Origin of the sequence: Streptomyces sp. Isolate_45, assembly GCF_024721315.2 — a bacterium.
GTDB lineage: Bacteria > Actinomycetota > Actinomycetes > Streptomycetales > Streptomycetaceae > Streptomyces.
Genome location: NZ_JANFAK020000071.1, coordinates 12,516 through 27,441, shown reverse-complemented (window position 1 = coordinate 27,441; position 14,926 = coordinate 12,516). Strand labels below are relative to the sequence as shown.

Genomic DNA, 14,926 nt, shown 5'->3' with positions numbered 1-14,926 from the left:
CGCAGCCGACTCAATTCGCCATCTGCTGCTGGGCCTTGGTGAGCTTGGCCTTGACCGACTCGGTGGTGACGGGGCGCCCGGCGGCCGCCTCGGCGAACAGCTCCTTGACGGCGGTGCCGACGGCGGTCTCGAACTGGGACTCCTCGGGGACCTGCGGGAGCGGCGCGGCGCTGGTGCCGAGGGTGTCGCGGAGGACGGTGAGGTCGTCGGTGGCGAAGGCCGGGTCGCTCTGTGCGGCCTTGACCGGCGGGATGGAACCGTAGGTCTTGTTGAGGACCTTCTGCTGTTCGTCGCCGGTCATGAACTTCACGAACTTCAGCGCGCCGTCGATGTTGTCGGTGTTCTTGAAGACGGCCAGGTTGATCCCGGCGACCATCGAGTTGGTGTTCTTGCCGGCGCCGGGGGCGCCGCCCGCCGGGACGGGGACGGGCGCCACGCCCCAGTCGCCCTCCTTCATGCCGTTGGCCTTGAAGCTGGTGGCCGCGCTCTGCCACAGGACCATCGCCGTACGGCCGTTGGCGAAGTCCTGGAGCGACTGGTTCTTGTCGTACTCGGCGTTCCCCGGCGCGATGATCTTGTCCTTGGCCATGAGGTCGACGTACTGCTTGACGGCGTCGACGTTGCCCGGACTGTCGAACGTGGGCTTGCCGGCGGCGTCGAAGAAGGATGCGCCGTGCTGCTGCGAGAAGACGAAGGCCTGGTGGATGTTGTTGGAGAGGTTGGCCCCCTCCGCGCCCAGCGCCCACTTGCCGTCCTTGGAGAGCTTCTGGCCGGTGCTCACCATCTCGTCCCAGGTGGCCGGCGGCTTCTCGATGCCGGCCTCCTGGAACATCTTCTTGTTGTAGTAGAGCGCGTACGACATGGAGTAGAGGGGGACCGCGGCCGGGTCCTTGCCGGCGGCGCCGGCCGATCCGACGGCGGAGGCGACGAAGCGGTCCCTGCCGCCGATGGCGTCGAAGTTCTTGGCGTCCCAGGGCAGCAGGGCGCCGGTGGCCTGGAGGGAGGAGGACCAGGTGTTGCCGATGTTGAGCACGTCCGGGCCCTGGCCGGAGGCGGTGGCGGCGAGGATCCGGTTGAGCAGGTCCGACCAGGGGACGACTTCGAGCTTGACCTTGATGCCGGTCTGCTGCTCGAACTTCTTGAGCTCGGGGCCGAGGGTCGCCTCGTCCGCCGCGATGTCGGGGCCCTGGTTGGAGGCCCAGTAGGTGAGCTCCTTGGGCGCGGTGTTGGTACCGCCCCCGCTGTCCGCGGAACCGCCGCCGCAGGCGGTGGCGGCGACGGCGAGGAGGGAGACTGTCACGGCGGCGGCAGCGGCTCGGGTTCTGCGCATGGCGGATCGGCCCCTTTCGGCAGGGTCGTGGGAAGGCCGGTGCGCGGGCCCCGGGTGTCGTCGGCCCGGGACCTCGGCAGCACCTGATGCGTCCAGGCCTTAATTTAGGACGTGAGTTAAGCCTCGGGAAAGGGTCGCGTCAAGGGGTCGCGCAGGGGTATGTTGCGAACGAAGTCACGGCGGAAGGGGCCAGATGACCACGGGGCGTAGCGGACGTACGGTGCGGGACCTGCGGCGCGGCAACCGCAGCGCCGTACTGCAGCGGTTGTACTTCGGCGGGCCGATGAGCCGGCAGGAACTGGGGCCCGCGACGGGGCTGAGTTCCGGATCGGTCAGCAACGTCGTCGGCGAGCTCGTCGCCGACGGACTGTTGGAGGAGGCCGGGATCGTCGATTCCGACGGCGGCCGGCCGCGCACCCTGCTGCGGGTGGCCCCCGGCAGCGCGCACATGATCGGCGTGGACGTCGGCGAAACCCGGGTCCGGGTCGAGCTGTTCGACCTGACCCTCACCGAACTGGCGCGCACGGAGCTGCCGTTGCTGCCGCGCGGATGCTACGACGTCGGCCCGATCGTGGACCACGTACGGACGGGCATCGCCACCGTCCTCGCCGACGCCGGGGTCGGTACCGAGCGGCTGCTGGGTGTCGGTGTCGGTGTCCCCGGGATCGTCGACCGCGAGGCACCGGGCGGGACGGTCGTGCACGGGCAGACCATCGGCTGGGACGCGGTACCGCTGGAGGCTCTGCTGCGTGCGACGAAGGCCGTCCCGGACGAGGTCCCGTACCTCATCGACAACGGCGCACGGACCCTCGGCCAGGCCGAGATGTGGTTCGGGGCGGGTCGGGGCGCGCGGGAGGCCGTGGTGGTCCTCTTCGGGTCGGGCGTCGGCGCGAGCCTGATCACCGACGGTTCGGGCACCGCCCTGGAATGGGGACACCTGACGGTGTCGGTGGGCGGCCGGCGCTGCCGGTGCGGGGCGCGGGGCTGCCTGGAGGCGTACGCCGGGGCGGAGTCGGTCCTCGCCCGCTGGGCGGAACGGGGCGGCGGACCGGGTCCGGGGGACGGCGCGGGCGGCGGTGGCGGTGGGGAGGGCGGGACGGTCACGGCGAACGGGGTCGGCGGCGGGGGCGACGCGGCGTACGGGGTCGGCGGCGCGGGCGGGTTCGGCAGCGGCGGCGGGCGGACGGTCGAGGCCGACGGGGGCGTCGAGCCCGACGAGGAGGAGGCGCTGTCGGCGCTGCTCGACGCGGCGGGCGCGGGGGACGCACTCGCCCTGGCGGTGCTGGAGGAGACGGCGGAGTACCTCGGCGCCGGACTGTCGGACGTGATCAACCTGTTCCGGCCGGAGCGGATCCTGATCGGCGGTTGGGCCGGCCTGTTGCTGGGCCCGCACATCCTTCCGGCCGTCCGGGAGCACGCCACGCGCTACTCGCTGCGACACCCGGCGGCCCGGGTCTCCATCGACCTCGGCTCCCTGGGACCCGACGCCGTCACGGTGGGCGCGGCGACGCTCCCCCTGTCGGCGTTCTTCGCGGCGGGCGGCCGCCGCGCCCTGCCGGAACCCCCCGCCGAACAGCCGGGCTGGCAAACCGCCATGGAAGTCCGCGGCGGAGCGAACCAGGGCCGGGGCTGAGGCCGGACGCGCACCCGGCAGGACGGCGCGGCGGGCGAGCCCGGGACGTGGCGAGCCCGTAGCGGCTCCGCCCGCACGGGCCCGGCAGTCCACCGACACCCCCGCACACACCGCCACCGACCGCGCCGGGCACCCCACCGGAACCGGCAACGCCGCCGGCACGTACCGGCGGGCAGGTACCGCTCGGACACCACGCCGCGGCCCCGCTCGCACGAGCCGGCAGCCCGCCGACGGGCCCGTACGGGCCGGCGCCGAGGGCCGTCCGGAGCCGCGCACGCCCGAGGGCATCCGCACGAGCCCGGCTGCGGGGCGGGCAGAGGAGGGGGGGCGGGTCCGCGAGGGTCGTAACGGCCTGTCGCGGCGCCGGACGACGTGCCGGGATCGTCGCGCCGGATCGCCGCGCCGGATCGCCGCGCCGGGTCGTGGCGTCGCGCGGGTCAGGAGGACTCGCGGATCACCAGGCTCGGGTTGAAGAGGACCTCGGTCGGTTCCGGCGGGCCGTCGCCCGTGAGGCGGTCCAGGAGCAGGCGGACCATCTCCGCCGCCATGTCCTCCACCGGCTGGCGCACCGTCGTCAGCCGCGGGCGGCCCGCCGTCGCCGCTCTCGAATCGTCGAAGCCGACCACGGACACGTCCTCCGGGACCCGACGGCCGTGCTCCCGCAACACCAGGCAGGCCCCCTGGGCCATGAGGTCGTTCGCCGCGAACACCCCGTCCAGGTCCGGCCGGCCGGCCAGCAGCCGGCGCATCGCCCGCTCGCCCCCGTCAACCGTGAAGTCGGCCTCCGTGACCGCCCCCAGGTCGCTGCCGGCCGCCTCCTCGAACCCGGCGATCCGTTCCCGGCTCGCCGTCACGGCCCGGGGCCCCCCGATCGCCACGAGGCGGCGGCGGCCCCGCTCCAGGAGGTGCCGGGCCGCGAGCGCCCCGCCGTCGCGGTGCCGCAGGTCCACCCGGTCCAGGGTCGGCGCGGCCGCCGGCGGGCGGGCGAACAGGACGGCGGGCAACCCGGCCGCCGCGAGCATGCCGGGGAGCGGGTCGTCGCCGCTCGTGGTGACGAGCAGCGCGCCGTCGGCCCCGCCCTCCCCCAGGTACGACACCACCTGCGCGCGGTCCCGTGCCGAGTCGGCGAACATCAACACCGGGTACACCCCGTGCGGCCGCAGCGCGCGCACCACCGCGCCGACCACCCGCCCGAAGAACGGGTCCTGGAGGACGCCGGGAGCGCCGTCCGCGTCCACGTCGGCATCCGTGGCGGCGTCCGTGCCCGCCCCGGAGACCACCAGCGCGATGGCGCCCGAGCGTCGCGTGACGAGCGAGCGGGCCGCGCGGTTCGGAACGTACCCGGTCTCGGCGACGGCCCGCCGCACCGCCTCCTGGATGCCCGGGTCGACGTTCCGGACGCCGTTCACCACGCGGGACACCGTCGCCCGGGACACGCCCGCCGCGCGGGCGACGTCCTCCAGTGTCGGGGCCGTCCCGGTCCCCGCTCCCCTGCGACCCCCTGTGTCCATGGCCGCACTGTAGCCGCCGGGGGTCAGGCGTCGAGCGCCGCCCGCAGCGGGAGGTTCCCGGCGCTGCGGCCGGCCAGGAGGGTGAACCGGCCCGGCTCGGTGACCCAGCCACCGGCCGGCGGCGACCAGTGCTGGAGGGCGCGTACGGGGATCCGTACCCGGGCCGTGGCCCGGTCCCCCGGCTCCGCCCGTACGGCCGCCCAACCCGCGAGCCAGCGCACGGGGCGCTCGACCGTGGATCCGGGCCGGGCGAGGTGGACCTGGACGACCTCACGACCCGGCCGGCTCCCGGTGTTGCGCACCTCGACCGGGACCTCGTACCCGCCCCCGGGGAGCGGGACGGGCATGCCGATCCGCTCGAACGCCCAGGTGGTGTAGCCCAGTCCGTGGCCGAACCAGTACGCGGGCTCCCGGCCGGAGCGCAGCCAGCCGCGGTAGCCGATGTGCAGGCCCTCCTCGTACGGGAGGACCCCGCGGGTGGGCCGGGTGGTGCGGACGGGGGCGTCGGCGAGGGCGTCGGGCCAACTGGTGGGGAGCCTGCCGCCCGGCTCGGCGCGACCGAGGAGGACGTCGGCGAGGGCGGCGCCGCCCTCCTGACCGGGGAACCAGGTGAGCAGAACGGCGGCGGGGTCCTTCCGCCACGGGAGCACGACCGGCCCTCCGCAGTTGACGACGACGATCGTACGAGGGTTCGCGCGGGCGATCTCCCTGATGAACCGCCCCTGAGAGGAGTCCAGTTCGAGGGTGTCACGGTCGCGCCCCTCCGATTCGCCGCCCTCGACGCTGCCGACGCACACCACGACGGCGTCGGCCGCGCCCGCGGCGGCCAGCGCGTCGGCCCGCGCCCGCCCCGGCTCGGGGTCAGGTGGCGCGGCGGTCAGCACGGTGGCCCGGCCGGTCCCGGAGGCCAGTGCGCGACGGGCGACGACCCGGACCGGCCGGCCGGCTTCGAGGTCGATCCGGGCGGTGTGCTGGGGCGGGCGGACGTGCACGACGGCGGGGTCGTCGGTCTCGGGCGGGAACTCCCCTTCCAACAGGGTGACTTCGTCCACATGGAGGGTCATCTCCCCGAAACCGCCGAGCCCCAGCGTCCAGGGGCCGGTCACATCGGGGTGGAGCACCGCCTCCAATTCGACGGTGGCCGCGCCGGGGGGCAACCCGGGCTCCAGGACGCGGCCGGAGGGCTGCGCCTGCGAGCGGAGGACCGCCCCGGCGGCATCGAGCACCCGCAGCCGCACGCCGGGCAGGCCGGTGTCCGGGTCGCGGGCGTACCGGGCTCCCATCGGCGCGGGCTCGGCGGCTCCGGCGGGCCGCGGGCCCGGCTCGTACACCACCCGTACCCGGTCGGGCAGGGCCGCCCGCAGCCCGGCCAGGGGCGTCACCACTCCGACGGGGAAGACCTCGGAACTCCCGCCGCCCTGCACCCGGGGCTCGACGGCGTGCACCCCGATCACGGCGAGGCTGCCGAGCGCGGGCGCATCGAGCGGGAGTCCACCGGCCCGGTTCTCCAGCAGTACGAAGCTCGCGGCGGCACTCTCGCGCAACAGGCGACGCCGCGGGCCCAGGTCGGGGTCGACGGGGTCGAGGCCGGGGCCGGCCTGCGCTCCCGTCACCGCCCCCGGCACCGCCCCCGTAACCGCTCCCCTCCCCACTCCCGTCACCGCTCCCCCGCCGTCCTCCCGCCCTCCGCCCGTCAGGGCTCCGACGCGGGCGGCCAGCCGCAGCAGGCGGCGTGCCTTGTCCGCGACGGCTTCGGCCGGTACCAGGCCGGCCTCGACGGCGACCGCCAGGGCCTCCCCCCACGGGCCGGCGGGGCCGGGCATCGCCAGGTCCTGCGCGGACGCCGCCGCGGACACGGTGGAGCGGACGGCGCCCCAGTCGGAGACGACGACACCGTCGAAACCCCACTCCCCCTTGAGCGGCTCGGCGAGGAGTGAACTCTCGCTCATGGTCGTCCCGTTGACCTTGTTGTACGCGGACATCACCAGCCAGACCCCGGCCCGCACGGCGGCCTCGAAAGGCGGGAGGTACAGCTCGCGCAGGACCCGTTCGCCGAGCCGGGCGTCGAGGGTCAGCCGCTCCGTCTCGGAGTCGTTGGCGACGTAGTGCTTCGCGGCTGCCGCGACGCCCCGGGATTGGATGCCGGAGATCAGGGCGGCCCCGGTCCGGCCGGTGAGCAGCGGATCCTCGGAGAAGCACTCGAAGTGCCGCCCGGCGAGGGGGCTCCGGTGCAGGTTCAGATTGGGCGCGAGGAGGACGTGGACCCCCTTGTGGCGGGCCTCGTCCCCCAGGAGCCGGCCGAGACCGCGGACGCGCTCCTCGTCCCACAGCGCGCCGAGCGCGCTCGCGCAGGGCAGCAGGGCCGAGGGGAGCCTCTCGTCCCAGCCCGGTCCGCGCACCCCGGCCGGGCCGTCGGAGAACACGATCGTCCCGAGGCCGACGGCCGGTTCGGGCGGGGTGTGCCAGGTGTCGGCGCCGGTGAGGAGCCGGACCCGCTGCCGCAGGTCCAGTCCGTCGACGAGTCGTTCCGCGTCGCTGCCGCGCATGTACCGACCTCTTCACGCCTGTTGCCGATGGGAGAGCGCTCTCCCTGATGATCCCGAGCCGTCGGTCGCGCTGTCAACGGGCTGGAGGGGCGCGGCGATCGGCGTGAGCGTTCCCGTCTCCGAGAGGGGGAGGACCACCGGCTCGATGTCGTTCCGGGTCGGGGCGGGTCCGGGCGGGGCGGGTCGGGGCGGGGGTGGGGCCGAGAGGCCGACCACCGGCGCTGTCCGCTTGGGGGCACCGGCGATTCCAAGCCGGTCGGTTTCGAGCGTTCTCGACCATCCCGGCTCGACAGGTTCACGGAAATGACCGCTTCCTGAGAGAAACGATGCCGAGGTACATCCAAACCACCTGATAGGGCGGCATGCCGTTGATTCCCGAACCATCGCGTATGTCCTGTTAGTTGCTGCCTCGGCACCATCCTGAGCTGGAACGATGCGGACCATCACACCACCGGCCCGGCACGAGGAGAGGACAGTTCATGAGCCATCCGCAGGAGGACGGCGCGATCAGCGCGGTCACCACGGCACAGTTGAACCGAATCGCCCGGGACGGCGTCTACGCCGGCCCCACCGCGCTCGATCCGACCGCCGCCAACCTGGCCGAAGCCCTGGTCGCCGCACTGGGCGGCTCGGCGGAGACGCCCCTGTTGCCGCCCGATCTGCGGCAACTGACCGAGCGGGTGCGACAGAGGGCGACCATCGGATTCCCCCGGATCACCTCCGCCCTGGACGGCGTGCGCCTGTCGGCCCACACGATCAAGCTGAACACCGCCGAACCGCGACCCGTGGTGATCGTGCCCGCGGGCTGGACCCCTTTGGGTTGGGCCCTGTTCGAGTACGCCCACCTTCAACTGGCCCTCCGCGGCTACCACGTGCTCGCGTACACCCCGCGCGGCATCGGCACGACGGTGGGCCTCCCCGGCGGCGGCTACGTGGACGGTCCGTTCACGTCCGAGGGCACGATCGACGTGGCCGGCCCCGCGGACTGGGCGGACGGCTCCACCGTCATCGACTACGCCCAGCAGTACTTCGAACCGAGCTCGATCGCGTTCCTCGGCGAGTCGTACGGCTCCGGCATCAGTCAGCTCGTCGCGGCGAACGACCCGGCCCGACGCGTCAGCGCGGTCGTGGCCCTCAGCACCTGGGGCAACCTCGCGACCAGCCTGTACCAGAACGACACCCGCCACCTGGCCGCGGTGAAGGCCCTGACCGGCTTCACCGGCGGCCCGGTCGAGCGGAAGTTCGACGCGGCGACGCGGCAGCTGTTGGCGGACTTCGACGCCGGGCGCAACCTTGAGGAGGTGGCCGCCTGGGGCACGGTGCGGGCGCCGTCGTCCTACCTGGACGCGACCAACACGCGGGGCGTCCCCACGTTCTTCTCCAACACCTGGCACGAGACGCTCTTCCCCGCCAACCAGGTCGTCGAGCACTTCGACCGCCTGACCGTGCCCAAGCGGCTGAACATGTGGATCGGCGACCACGCCGCCCCCGAGGGTGCCGGTCTGACCATTCCGTTCAGCGGGCCGAACGCGCCCGTCGAGGAGGCGTTCGCCTGGCTCGACCACCACCTGCTCGGCGCCGACAACGGCGTACCCGACTGGCCGGCGGTCAGCACCCAGATCATGTTCACCTACCTGACCCGGACCGATCCGGAGACCGGGAAGGAGGTGATCACCGAGCCCGCCGTCCGCGAGACGAGGCCGTCCTGGGCCGAGGTGACCACCTCCACCGAGCGCTGGTACCTGACCGCCGCCGCCCCGGGCAGCCGCGACGGCGGACTCGGCGCGGAGCCGGAGAGCGGGTGGCAGCGGGAGTTCACCGCAGGGCACCTCACCGAGGCCACCGCGGTCGACGACCCCATCACCACGGGGCAGGCCGAGTGGAAGGGCAGTCCGAAGACCTACCCGACCGGCAAGTTCGACCGCCGGCACCTCGCCGTCTGGACCAGCGCGCCGCTGGAGTCCTCGCGTCGGATCCGCGGCGTTCCCGAACTCGCCCTGACGGTCCGCAGCTCGGCCGCCTCCGCGACCTTGGTCGCCCTTCTCTTCGACCTCGCCCCCGACGACACCGCGCGCATCATCACGCACGAACCCCTCACCCTGCCGGAACTGACTCCCGACCAGGACCGGGACGTCTCCTGGCGGCTCCAGGCCGCCGGGTACGACCTGGCGGCGGACCACCGTCTCATGCTCGTCCTCACCAGCAAGGACCCGCTCTACTCCGACGCCGGCGTCGACGAAAGCGCCACCACGATCACCTCCGCCGGAGGCAACCCCGCCCACCTGGAACTGCCCCTGGGCTGACGCGCACGGTTCGGATCCGGCGCCCCGCGGCCCCGTCGCCGCACACCTGGCCCCCCGGGCCACTCACCGGGAGCGCGGCCACTCCTCGTAGTGGGTCGGGGCCGGGCGGGCGCCGGGGCCGGCCGTGAGGACGTCACCCTCGACGACGGCGAACATGCCGTCCCGCTCGTCGGTGACGACCGTACGGTCGTCCCGTCGGAGCGCGAGCGTCAGGCGGCCGAGTTCGTCGAGGGGGAAGACGTCCGGGCCGGCGACGTCGAGCGTGCCGTTCAGGGGCGGGGCGGTGGTGACGTCGGCGAGGGCCGTGACCACGTCGGCCGTCGCGATGGGCCGGACCGGGGTGGCGGGCAGGCGCACGCTCCGTTCGTACCGGTACCGGTACCGGTACCGGCCGCCCGCCTCGCCCTGTCGCACGACGTCTCCCCAGCTACCTGGCCAAGCAGACGCAGCCCCTGTCCCGGGCCGACCTGGTGAGTCCGTCCAGGGCAAGACCGGCGGATACGTCCTGACCAGAGCGGCTTCGGAAATCACCGTCCTCGACGTGGTGCGGCCGGTCGACGGGGCGGGCCCGGCGTTCGTGTGCACCGAGATCCACCAACGGGGTCCGTTCGGCACGCCGCCCGAGGACTGCGCGAAGCCGTGCCCCATCGCCCGCGCGATGGCCACCGCGGACGAGGCCCGGCGGGCGTCGCTGCGGGAGGTCTCCGTCGCCGATCTCGTCGGGTCGGTGGAGCGGGACAGCGGTCCGGAGGCCCTGCCCGGCGTCGGCGCTCGGCCCTCGGCTGGACTCGACGGCTCCCGGCGACTTCGGGGCTCAGGCCTTCAGGGCCCGGCCCGCGACGGTCAGGGCCAGGCGGCGGGGCGCGAGTCCGGAGGCCAGGGCGGACAGTCGGTTGCCGAGGCCCGCGACGACGCTCGGCGGGGTCGAACCCCGCTCCAGGGCGCGGCGGGCGGTGGTGACGACCTGCGCGGGCGTGGCGACCTTGCCGACCACGGCGTCACGGCTGCCGACCACGTCGAAGAACTCGGTGCTCGTGGGTCCCGGGGACACGGCGAGGACGCGCAACCGGGACCGACGGGTCTCGTACGCGACGGCTTCGGTGAAGCTGAGCACGAACGCCTTGGTCGCTCCGTAGACCGCCATCGCCGGGGTCGGCTGGTAGGCCGCGGTGCTGGCGAGGGTGATCAGCGCGCCCCGGCCGTCGGCCACCAGGTCGGGCAGGAAGGCCCGGGTCAGGCCCGCCACCGCGGCGACGTTCAGCTGGATCATCCGGTCGACCTGCGCCGGGTCCTGCTCCAGGAGTGCGCCGTGACTGCCGAAGCCGGCGTTGTTGATCAGCGTCTGCACCCGGATGCCGCGGGCTTCGAGCTCGGCGTGCAGGGCCGCGCCCGCGCCGGGGAGGGCCAGGTCGGCGGCCAGGGGCGTGGCCCGGATGCCGTAACGCTTCTCCAGGTCCCGAGCGAGTTCTTCGAGCCGGTCCAGGCGCCGGGCGACCAGCACCAGGTCGGCGCCGCGCTCGGCCCATTGGCGGGCGAACTCGACGCCGAGTCCCGCGCTCGCCCCGGTGACGAGGGCCACCGTTCCCCTGTACGTCATCGACATGTCGGTTGCTCCGGTTCCGGTCCGTGGAAGGCTTGCGTCATAATCAATGTAGGCATCGACATCATTGTAGTCAATGACAACATTGCGGGTTCGACAGAGGGGAAACCGACTTGGCCGCCGACGGGTCGTACCACCACGGCAATCTCAGGGCCGCCCTGCTGGAACGGGCGGAGGCCGTCCTCACCGAGGCCGGGGCGGAGGGCCTCAGCCTGCGCGGCCTGGCCCGGGACCTGGGCGTGAGCCACGCGGCGCCCTCCCGGCACTTCCGTGACCGGCAGGCCCTCATGGACGCCCTGGCGGTCAGCGGCTTCACCACCCTCAACACGCGCATGCGCACGGCGGCCGACTCCGGGGACCCCCGCCCGATCGGGGCGCGCATGACCGAACTGGGCAGGGCCTACGTGGACTTCGCCGTCGCGCACACGGCGCTGCTGGACCTGATGTTCACCGTCAAGCACGCCGACGGCTCCAGCGAGGAGCTCCGCGAGCTCGGCCGGGAGAGCCTGCTGATCGTCGCGCGGTTGCTGGAGGAGGGGCAGCGGGCGGGAGCGGTGCGTACGGGTGATCCCGTACGGCTCGCCCAGGTCGCGTTCTCGACCGTGCACGGGCTCGCGACGCTCGCCGTCGCCTCCCTCCTCGACGACACCCCGCTGCCCGAGGCCACGGATCTGGCCCTGGACGTCCTCTTGGCCGGGCTGCGCCCGGGAGGCTGATATCGACCGGGAGGCTGATATCGACCGGCGGCGGATCGACCGGTCGGCGGATCGGCGGACCGGCGGATCGCCACAGAGGTGATGAATCGGGCGGGGCGGGGAAGTCGGAAGGGGACGGCGGCGACCGAACCGCACACCGGCAGGCAACCGCATTCCGACAGGCAACCGCAGGCAAGGCAGGCAAGGCAGGTACAGGCGTGCTCATCGACCTCTCCGGCAGGACCGCGCTGGTCACCGGATCGACGCAGGGAATCGGCGCGGCCATCGCGTCCGGACTGGCCGGCGCGGGTGCCCGGGTGGCCGTCAACGGCCGCAGCGGGAAGTCCGTGGACGAGGCGGTGGAACGCCTTGCCGCCGGGGGCGGCGAGTTCGTCGCCGCCCCCGGCGACATCTCGACGCAAGAGGGGGCCCGGGCCGTCTTCGACGCGGTGCCGCACGCCGACGTCCTCGTCAACAACCTCGGGATCTTCGGTGCGCGGGCCGCGCTGGAGATCCCCGACGAGGAGTGGCGGCGCTACTTCGACGTGAACGTCCTCACGGCCGTCCGCATGACCCGCCACTACCTGCCGGGAATGATCGAGCGCGGATGGGGACGCGTCCAGAACATCGCGAGCGACTCGGCCGTGGTCATCCCGGCGGAGATGATCCACTACGGGATGTCCAAGACGGCCCTGCTCGCCGTGGCCCGCGGGTTCGCCAAGGAGGCCGCCGGTACGGGGGTGACGGTGAACTCCGTCATCGCCGGTCCGACGCACACCGGTGGCGTCGAGGACTTCGTGTACGAGTTGGTCGACCGGAACCTCCCCTGGGACGAGGCGCAGCGCGAGTTCATGCGCCTGCACCGGCCCCAGTCGCTGATCCAGCGGCTGATCGAGCCGGAGGAGATCGCGCACATGGTGGTCTACCTGGCCTCCCCGTACGCGTCGGCCACCACGGGCGGGGCGCTGCGGGTGGACGGCGGGTACGTGGACTCGGTCCTCCCGTAGCGGCGGCGGCGCGAGGAGCGCGTGCGGACGGGCCACCGGGGCGGCGCGGAAACCCGGGGCGGCGCGGGGGGCCGCATCCGCCCCGGGGAGGCCGAGGGACCGATCCCCGGCCGGGCTACCGGTCCTGGGAGAGCCGGACGAGTTCCGCGAAGGAACCGTCCAGGCGTACGAGCTCCTCGTAGGTGCCCTGCTCCGCGATCCGGCCGGCGTCGAGGACGATGATCCGGTCGGCGAGTCGGCAGTTCTCCATCCGGTGCGTGACGATCACGGTGATCCGGTCGTCCTTCATGTCGCGCAGGCCCGAGAAGACCATGTGCTCACCGCGCGGGTCCATGGCCGAGGTCGGCTCGTCCATGACCAGCAGGCCGGGCCTGCGGTGGAACGCGCGGCCGCAGGCGAGGCGTTGCCACTGGCCGCCGGAGGGTTCGTGGCCGCCCCAGACCGACCGGGCCAGGAGGGTGTCCAGGCCGTCGGGGAAATCCTCGACGTTGGCGCGCATGCCGACGGCGTCCAGCGCGTCCCAGACGGCTTCCTCGCCGCGCGGGTCGGGCCGTCCGAGGGTGATGTTCTCCCGGGCGGAGAAGGGCCAGTGCCCGTACGACTGGGTCACGAGGCCGACGTGCTGCCAGGCGGTGCGCTGGTCCGCGTCGGAGGTCGGGACTCCGTCCCAGGAGACGCTGCCGGAGGTCGGGGCCGTCAGCGAGGTCAGCAGCCGGATCAGGGTGGACTTCCCGGCACCGTTCTCCCCGATGACGGCGACGACCTCGCCCCGCGACAGGGTGAGGGTGACCGGACCGAGCGCGGGCGCGTCCTTGCCGGGGTAGGTGTAGGTGGCCCCTTCGAGCCGGATCTTCTCGGGGGCGTTCTCCATCACCTGCGGTCCGCGCGGACCGGACTTCTCGGCGGCCTCCTTCACGAAGGCGGTGTAGTCGCCGAGGTAGAGGGCGTGCTGGAACATGGCCGCCCCGTAGACGACGAGTTGGGAGAGGGCCGCGGTCGAGGTGCGCATGGCGACGATCGCCGTGCCGGCCGCCGCGATCGCCATGTACCCGCCGACGACGAGCCCGGCGAGGGCCCCGTACGTCGCGACGACGAAGATCCCGGACGCGGCGGCGGCGACCAGGTACACGGTGAGGTAGCGGGGCGCGGAGCTGACCATCCGGGAGTCGATGCGCTCGCAGACGGCCGCGTACCAATGGTGGGCGTACGGCCGCATGCCGTTGCCGCGCAGTTCGTCGGCGAGCTTCGGGGTGGTCAGGTGCCAGCGCATCATGTGCTTGATGTTGCGGGAGGCGATGGTCTGGTTGTGGAGGCGGTAGTCGAGGCGCGCGGCGTGCACCGAGCCGAGACCGCGGGGCACCACGGACAGCAGGAGCAGCGGCAGCAGCACGGGGTGGACGACGGCGAGGACGGACGCTACGGCGACCATGTCGATCAGCCCGCCGGTGAAGCCGAGCGCGTCCTGGAGCAGCATGGCGGACCGTGCGGAGCCGGTCTCGGCGGCTTCGGAGCGTTCGGTGAAGTCGGGGGCGTCGTAGGCGGCGAGTTCGACGTCCATGTGGGCGTCGACCATGGCGAGGTCGGCGAGGGTGGCCATGCCGGGATTGAGCCGGCGGGCGGCGCTGCCCGCCGTGATGGAGGCCAGGGCCCCGAGCGCGGTCATCGCGGCGGCGATGACCAGCGGCCAGGCGGCGGCCGAGATCCGTTCGTGGACGCCGTCACCGGCCAGGAGCGGGACCATCGCCCGGGAGATCGCGGCGAGGGCCGCCGCCGTGCAGATCCCGCCGAGGATCTGGGCGGCGACCAGGACGTGGAACGCGGTGCGGTTGACGGCGAGCGCGAGCCGCGCGGTCTGCCGGAGGGCGGAGGGCACGCGACGGGCCATCTGCCCGAGCGACAGGGCCTCCATGGTGTCGTTGTGCTGGCCCCAGGAGTACGTGAACTCCGGCGGGGCGGGGGCGGGGACGACTGGTGCGGGGGGTGCGGGGGCAGGGGGTGGCGACTGGGGTGGTACGGCGGACTTCTCTTTCGCGGCCTGCTGCTCGGACATGCGCGATCTCCTTCAACCGGCTTGCAGTGGAGCCCTGTTCGGGCGGCCGCGCGCATGCCGGGGAAGCCCGTGTCCACAGGGGTGCGGAGGGGCGGCTGCGCGGTCGCGGGAACTGGAGGAGTGAGTACAGCGCAGGCCGGTGGTCGGAGCAGCGGGATCTGGCCGACCTCGCCGCGACGGCCCCCCAGGCGCTGCCGCTGATCGAGTTCGCGGGCCGCCGGGCCGCCGGGCCGCCCGGACCCCGAGGTTGG

At 73.6% G+C, this 14,926-nt stretch carries 9 protein-coding genes and 2 pseudogenes; 5 read left to right on the top strand and 6 right to left on the bottom strand.

The window, feature by feature from the left end; all coding sequences use genetic code 11:
• Positions 1 to 10: 10 nt before the first annotated feature.
• The gene (locus tag NOD94_RS22460; RefSeq protein WP_281207842.1) at positions 11 to 1,330 is read right to left on the bottom strand and encodes a sugar ABC transporter substrate-binding protein; all 1,320 of its coding nucleotides are present in this window, start codon (positions 1,328 to 1,330) and stop codon (positions 11 to 13) included.
• Positions 1,331 to 1,523: 193 nt separating this feature from the next.
• On the opposite strand from NOD94_RS22460, the gene NOD94_RS22455 reads away from it, so the two are divergent.
• Positions 1,524 to 2,963 carry an ROK family transcriptional regulator gene (locus NOD94_RS22455; RefSeq protein WP_281207841.1) on the top strand — a complete coding sequence of 480 codons (1,440 nt, stop codon included), beginning with the start codon at positions 1,524 to 1,526 and terminating at the stop codon, positions 2,961 to 2,963.
• Between the two features lie 437 nt (positions 2,964 to 3,400).
• On the opposite strand, the gene NOD94_RS22450 is transcribed toward NOD94_RS22455, so the two are convergent.
• Together NOD94_RS22450 and NOD94_RS22445 are read right to left on the bottom strand one after the other, a co-directional pair.
• On the bottom strand, positions 3,401 to 4,474 hold the full coding sequence (locus tag NOD94_RS22450; protein WP_281207840.1) for a LacI family DNA-binding transcriptional regulator: 1,074 nt from the start codon (positions 4,472 to 4,474) through the stop codon (positions 3,401 to 3,403).
• 23 nt (positions 4,475 to 4,497) lie between these two features.
• Entirely contained in the window at positions 4,498 to 7,020 is a 2,523-nt protein-coding gene (locus NOD94_RS22445; RefSeq protein ID WP_281207839.1) for a glycoside hydrolase family 3 C-terminal domain-containing protein, read from the bottom strand.
• Between the two features lie 479 nt (positions 7,021 to 7,499).
• On the opposite strand from NOD94_RS22445, the gene NOD94_RS22440 reads away from it, so the two are divergent.
• Positions 7,500 to 9,323, top strand: coding sequence for a CocE/NonD family hydrolase C-terminal non-catalytic domain-containing protein (locus tag NOD94_RS22440; protein ID WP_281207838.1), 1,824 nt, complete (start codon positions 7,500 to 7,502; stop codon positions 9,321 to 9,323).
• 63 nt (positions 9,324 to 9,386) lie between these two features.
• Here NOD94_RS22440 and NOD94_RS22435 read toward each other — a convergent pair.
• A pseudogene (locus NOD94_RS22435) lies at positions 9,387 to 9,689 on the bottom strand (LysR family transcriptional regulator); the annotation flags it as partial.
• 15 nt (positions 9,690 to 9,704) lie between these two features.
• Here NOD94_RS22435 and NOD94_RS22430 point away from each other — a divergent pair.
• Positions 9,705 to 10,092, top strand: a pseudogene (locus NOD94_RS22430) (Rrf2 family transcriptional regulator); the annotation flags it as partial.
• A 45-nt stretch (positions 10,093 to 10,137) separates the two neighbouring features.
• Here the strand turns inward: NOD94_RS22430 and NOD94_RS22425 are convergent.
• Entirely contained in the window at positions 10,138 to 10,926 is a 789-nt protein-coding gene (locus NOD94_RS22425) for an SDR family oxidoreductase (protein WP_281207837.1), read from the bottom strand.
• Positions 10,927 to 11,036: 110 nt separating this feature from the next.
• On the opposite strand from NOD94_RS22425, the gene NOD94_RS22420 reads away from it, so the two are divergent.
• Positions 11,037 to 11,639, top strand: coding sequence for a TetR/AcrR family transcriptional regulator (locus tag NOD94_RS22420; protein ID WP_281207836.1), 603 nt, complete (start codon positions 11,037 to 11,039; stop codon positions 11,637 to 11,639).
• Between the two features lie 197 nt (positions 11,640 to 11,836).
• Entirely contained in the window at positions 11,837 to 12,625 is a 789-nt protein-coding gene (locus NOD94_RS22415) for an SDR family oxidoreductase (RefSeq protein WP_281207835.1), read from the top strand.
• A gap of 115 nt (positions 12,626 to 12,740) precedes the next feature.
• Here the strand turns inward: NOD94_RS22415 and NOD94_RS22410 are convergent, their stop codons facing one another.
• Positions 12,741 to 14,675 (bottom strand): ATP-binding cassette domain-containing protein, encoded by a 1,935-nt coding sequence (locus NOD94_RS22410; RefSeq protein WP_281207834.1) that lies wholly within the window; start codon positions 14,673 to 14,675, stop codon positions 12,741 to 12,743.
• Positions 14,676 to 14,926: the final 251 nt, after the last annotated feature.

Bases quoted from the DNA above. Each gene is read 5' to 3' on its own strand.
- NOD94_RS22460 (WP_281207842.1), bottom strand. From the start codon at position 1,330: ATGCGCAGAACCCGAGCCGCTGCCGCCGCCGTGACAGTCTCCCTCCTC.
- NOD94_RS22455 (WP_281207841.1), top strand. From the start codon at position 1,524: ATGACCACGGGGCGTAGCGGACGTACGGTGCGGGACCTGCGGCGCGGC.
- NOD94_RS22450 (WP_281207840.1), bottom strand. From the start codon at position 4,474: ATGGACACAGGGGGTCGCAGGGGAGCGGGGACCGGGACGGCCCCGACA.
- NOD94_RS22445 (WP_281207839.1), bottom strand. From the start codon at position 7,020: ATGCGCGGCAGCGACGCGGAACGACTCGTCGACGGACTGGACCTGCGG.
- NOD94_RS22440 (WP_281207838.1), top strand. From the start codon at position 7,500: ATGAGCCATCCGCAGGAGGACGGCGCGATCAGCGCGGTCACCACGGCA.
- NOD94_RS22425 (WP_281207837.1), bottom strand. From the start codon at position 10,926: ATGTCGATGACGTACAGGGGAACGGTGGCCCTCGTCACCGGGGCGAGC.
- NOD94_RS22410 (WP_281207834.1), bottom strand. From the start codon at position 14,675: ATGTCCGAGCAGCAGGCCGCGAAAGAGAAGTCCGCCGTACCACCCCAG.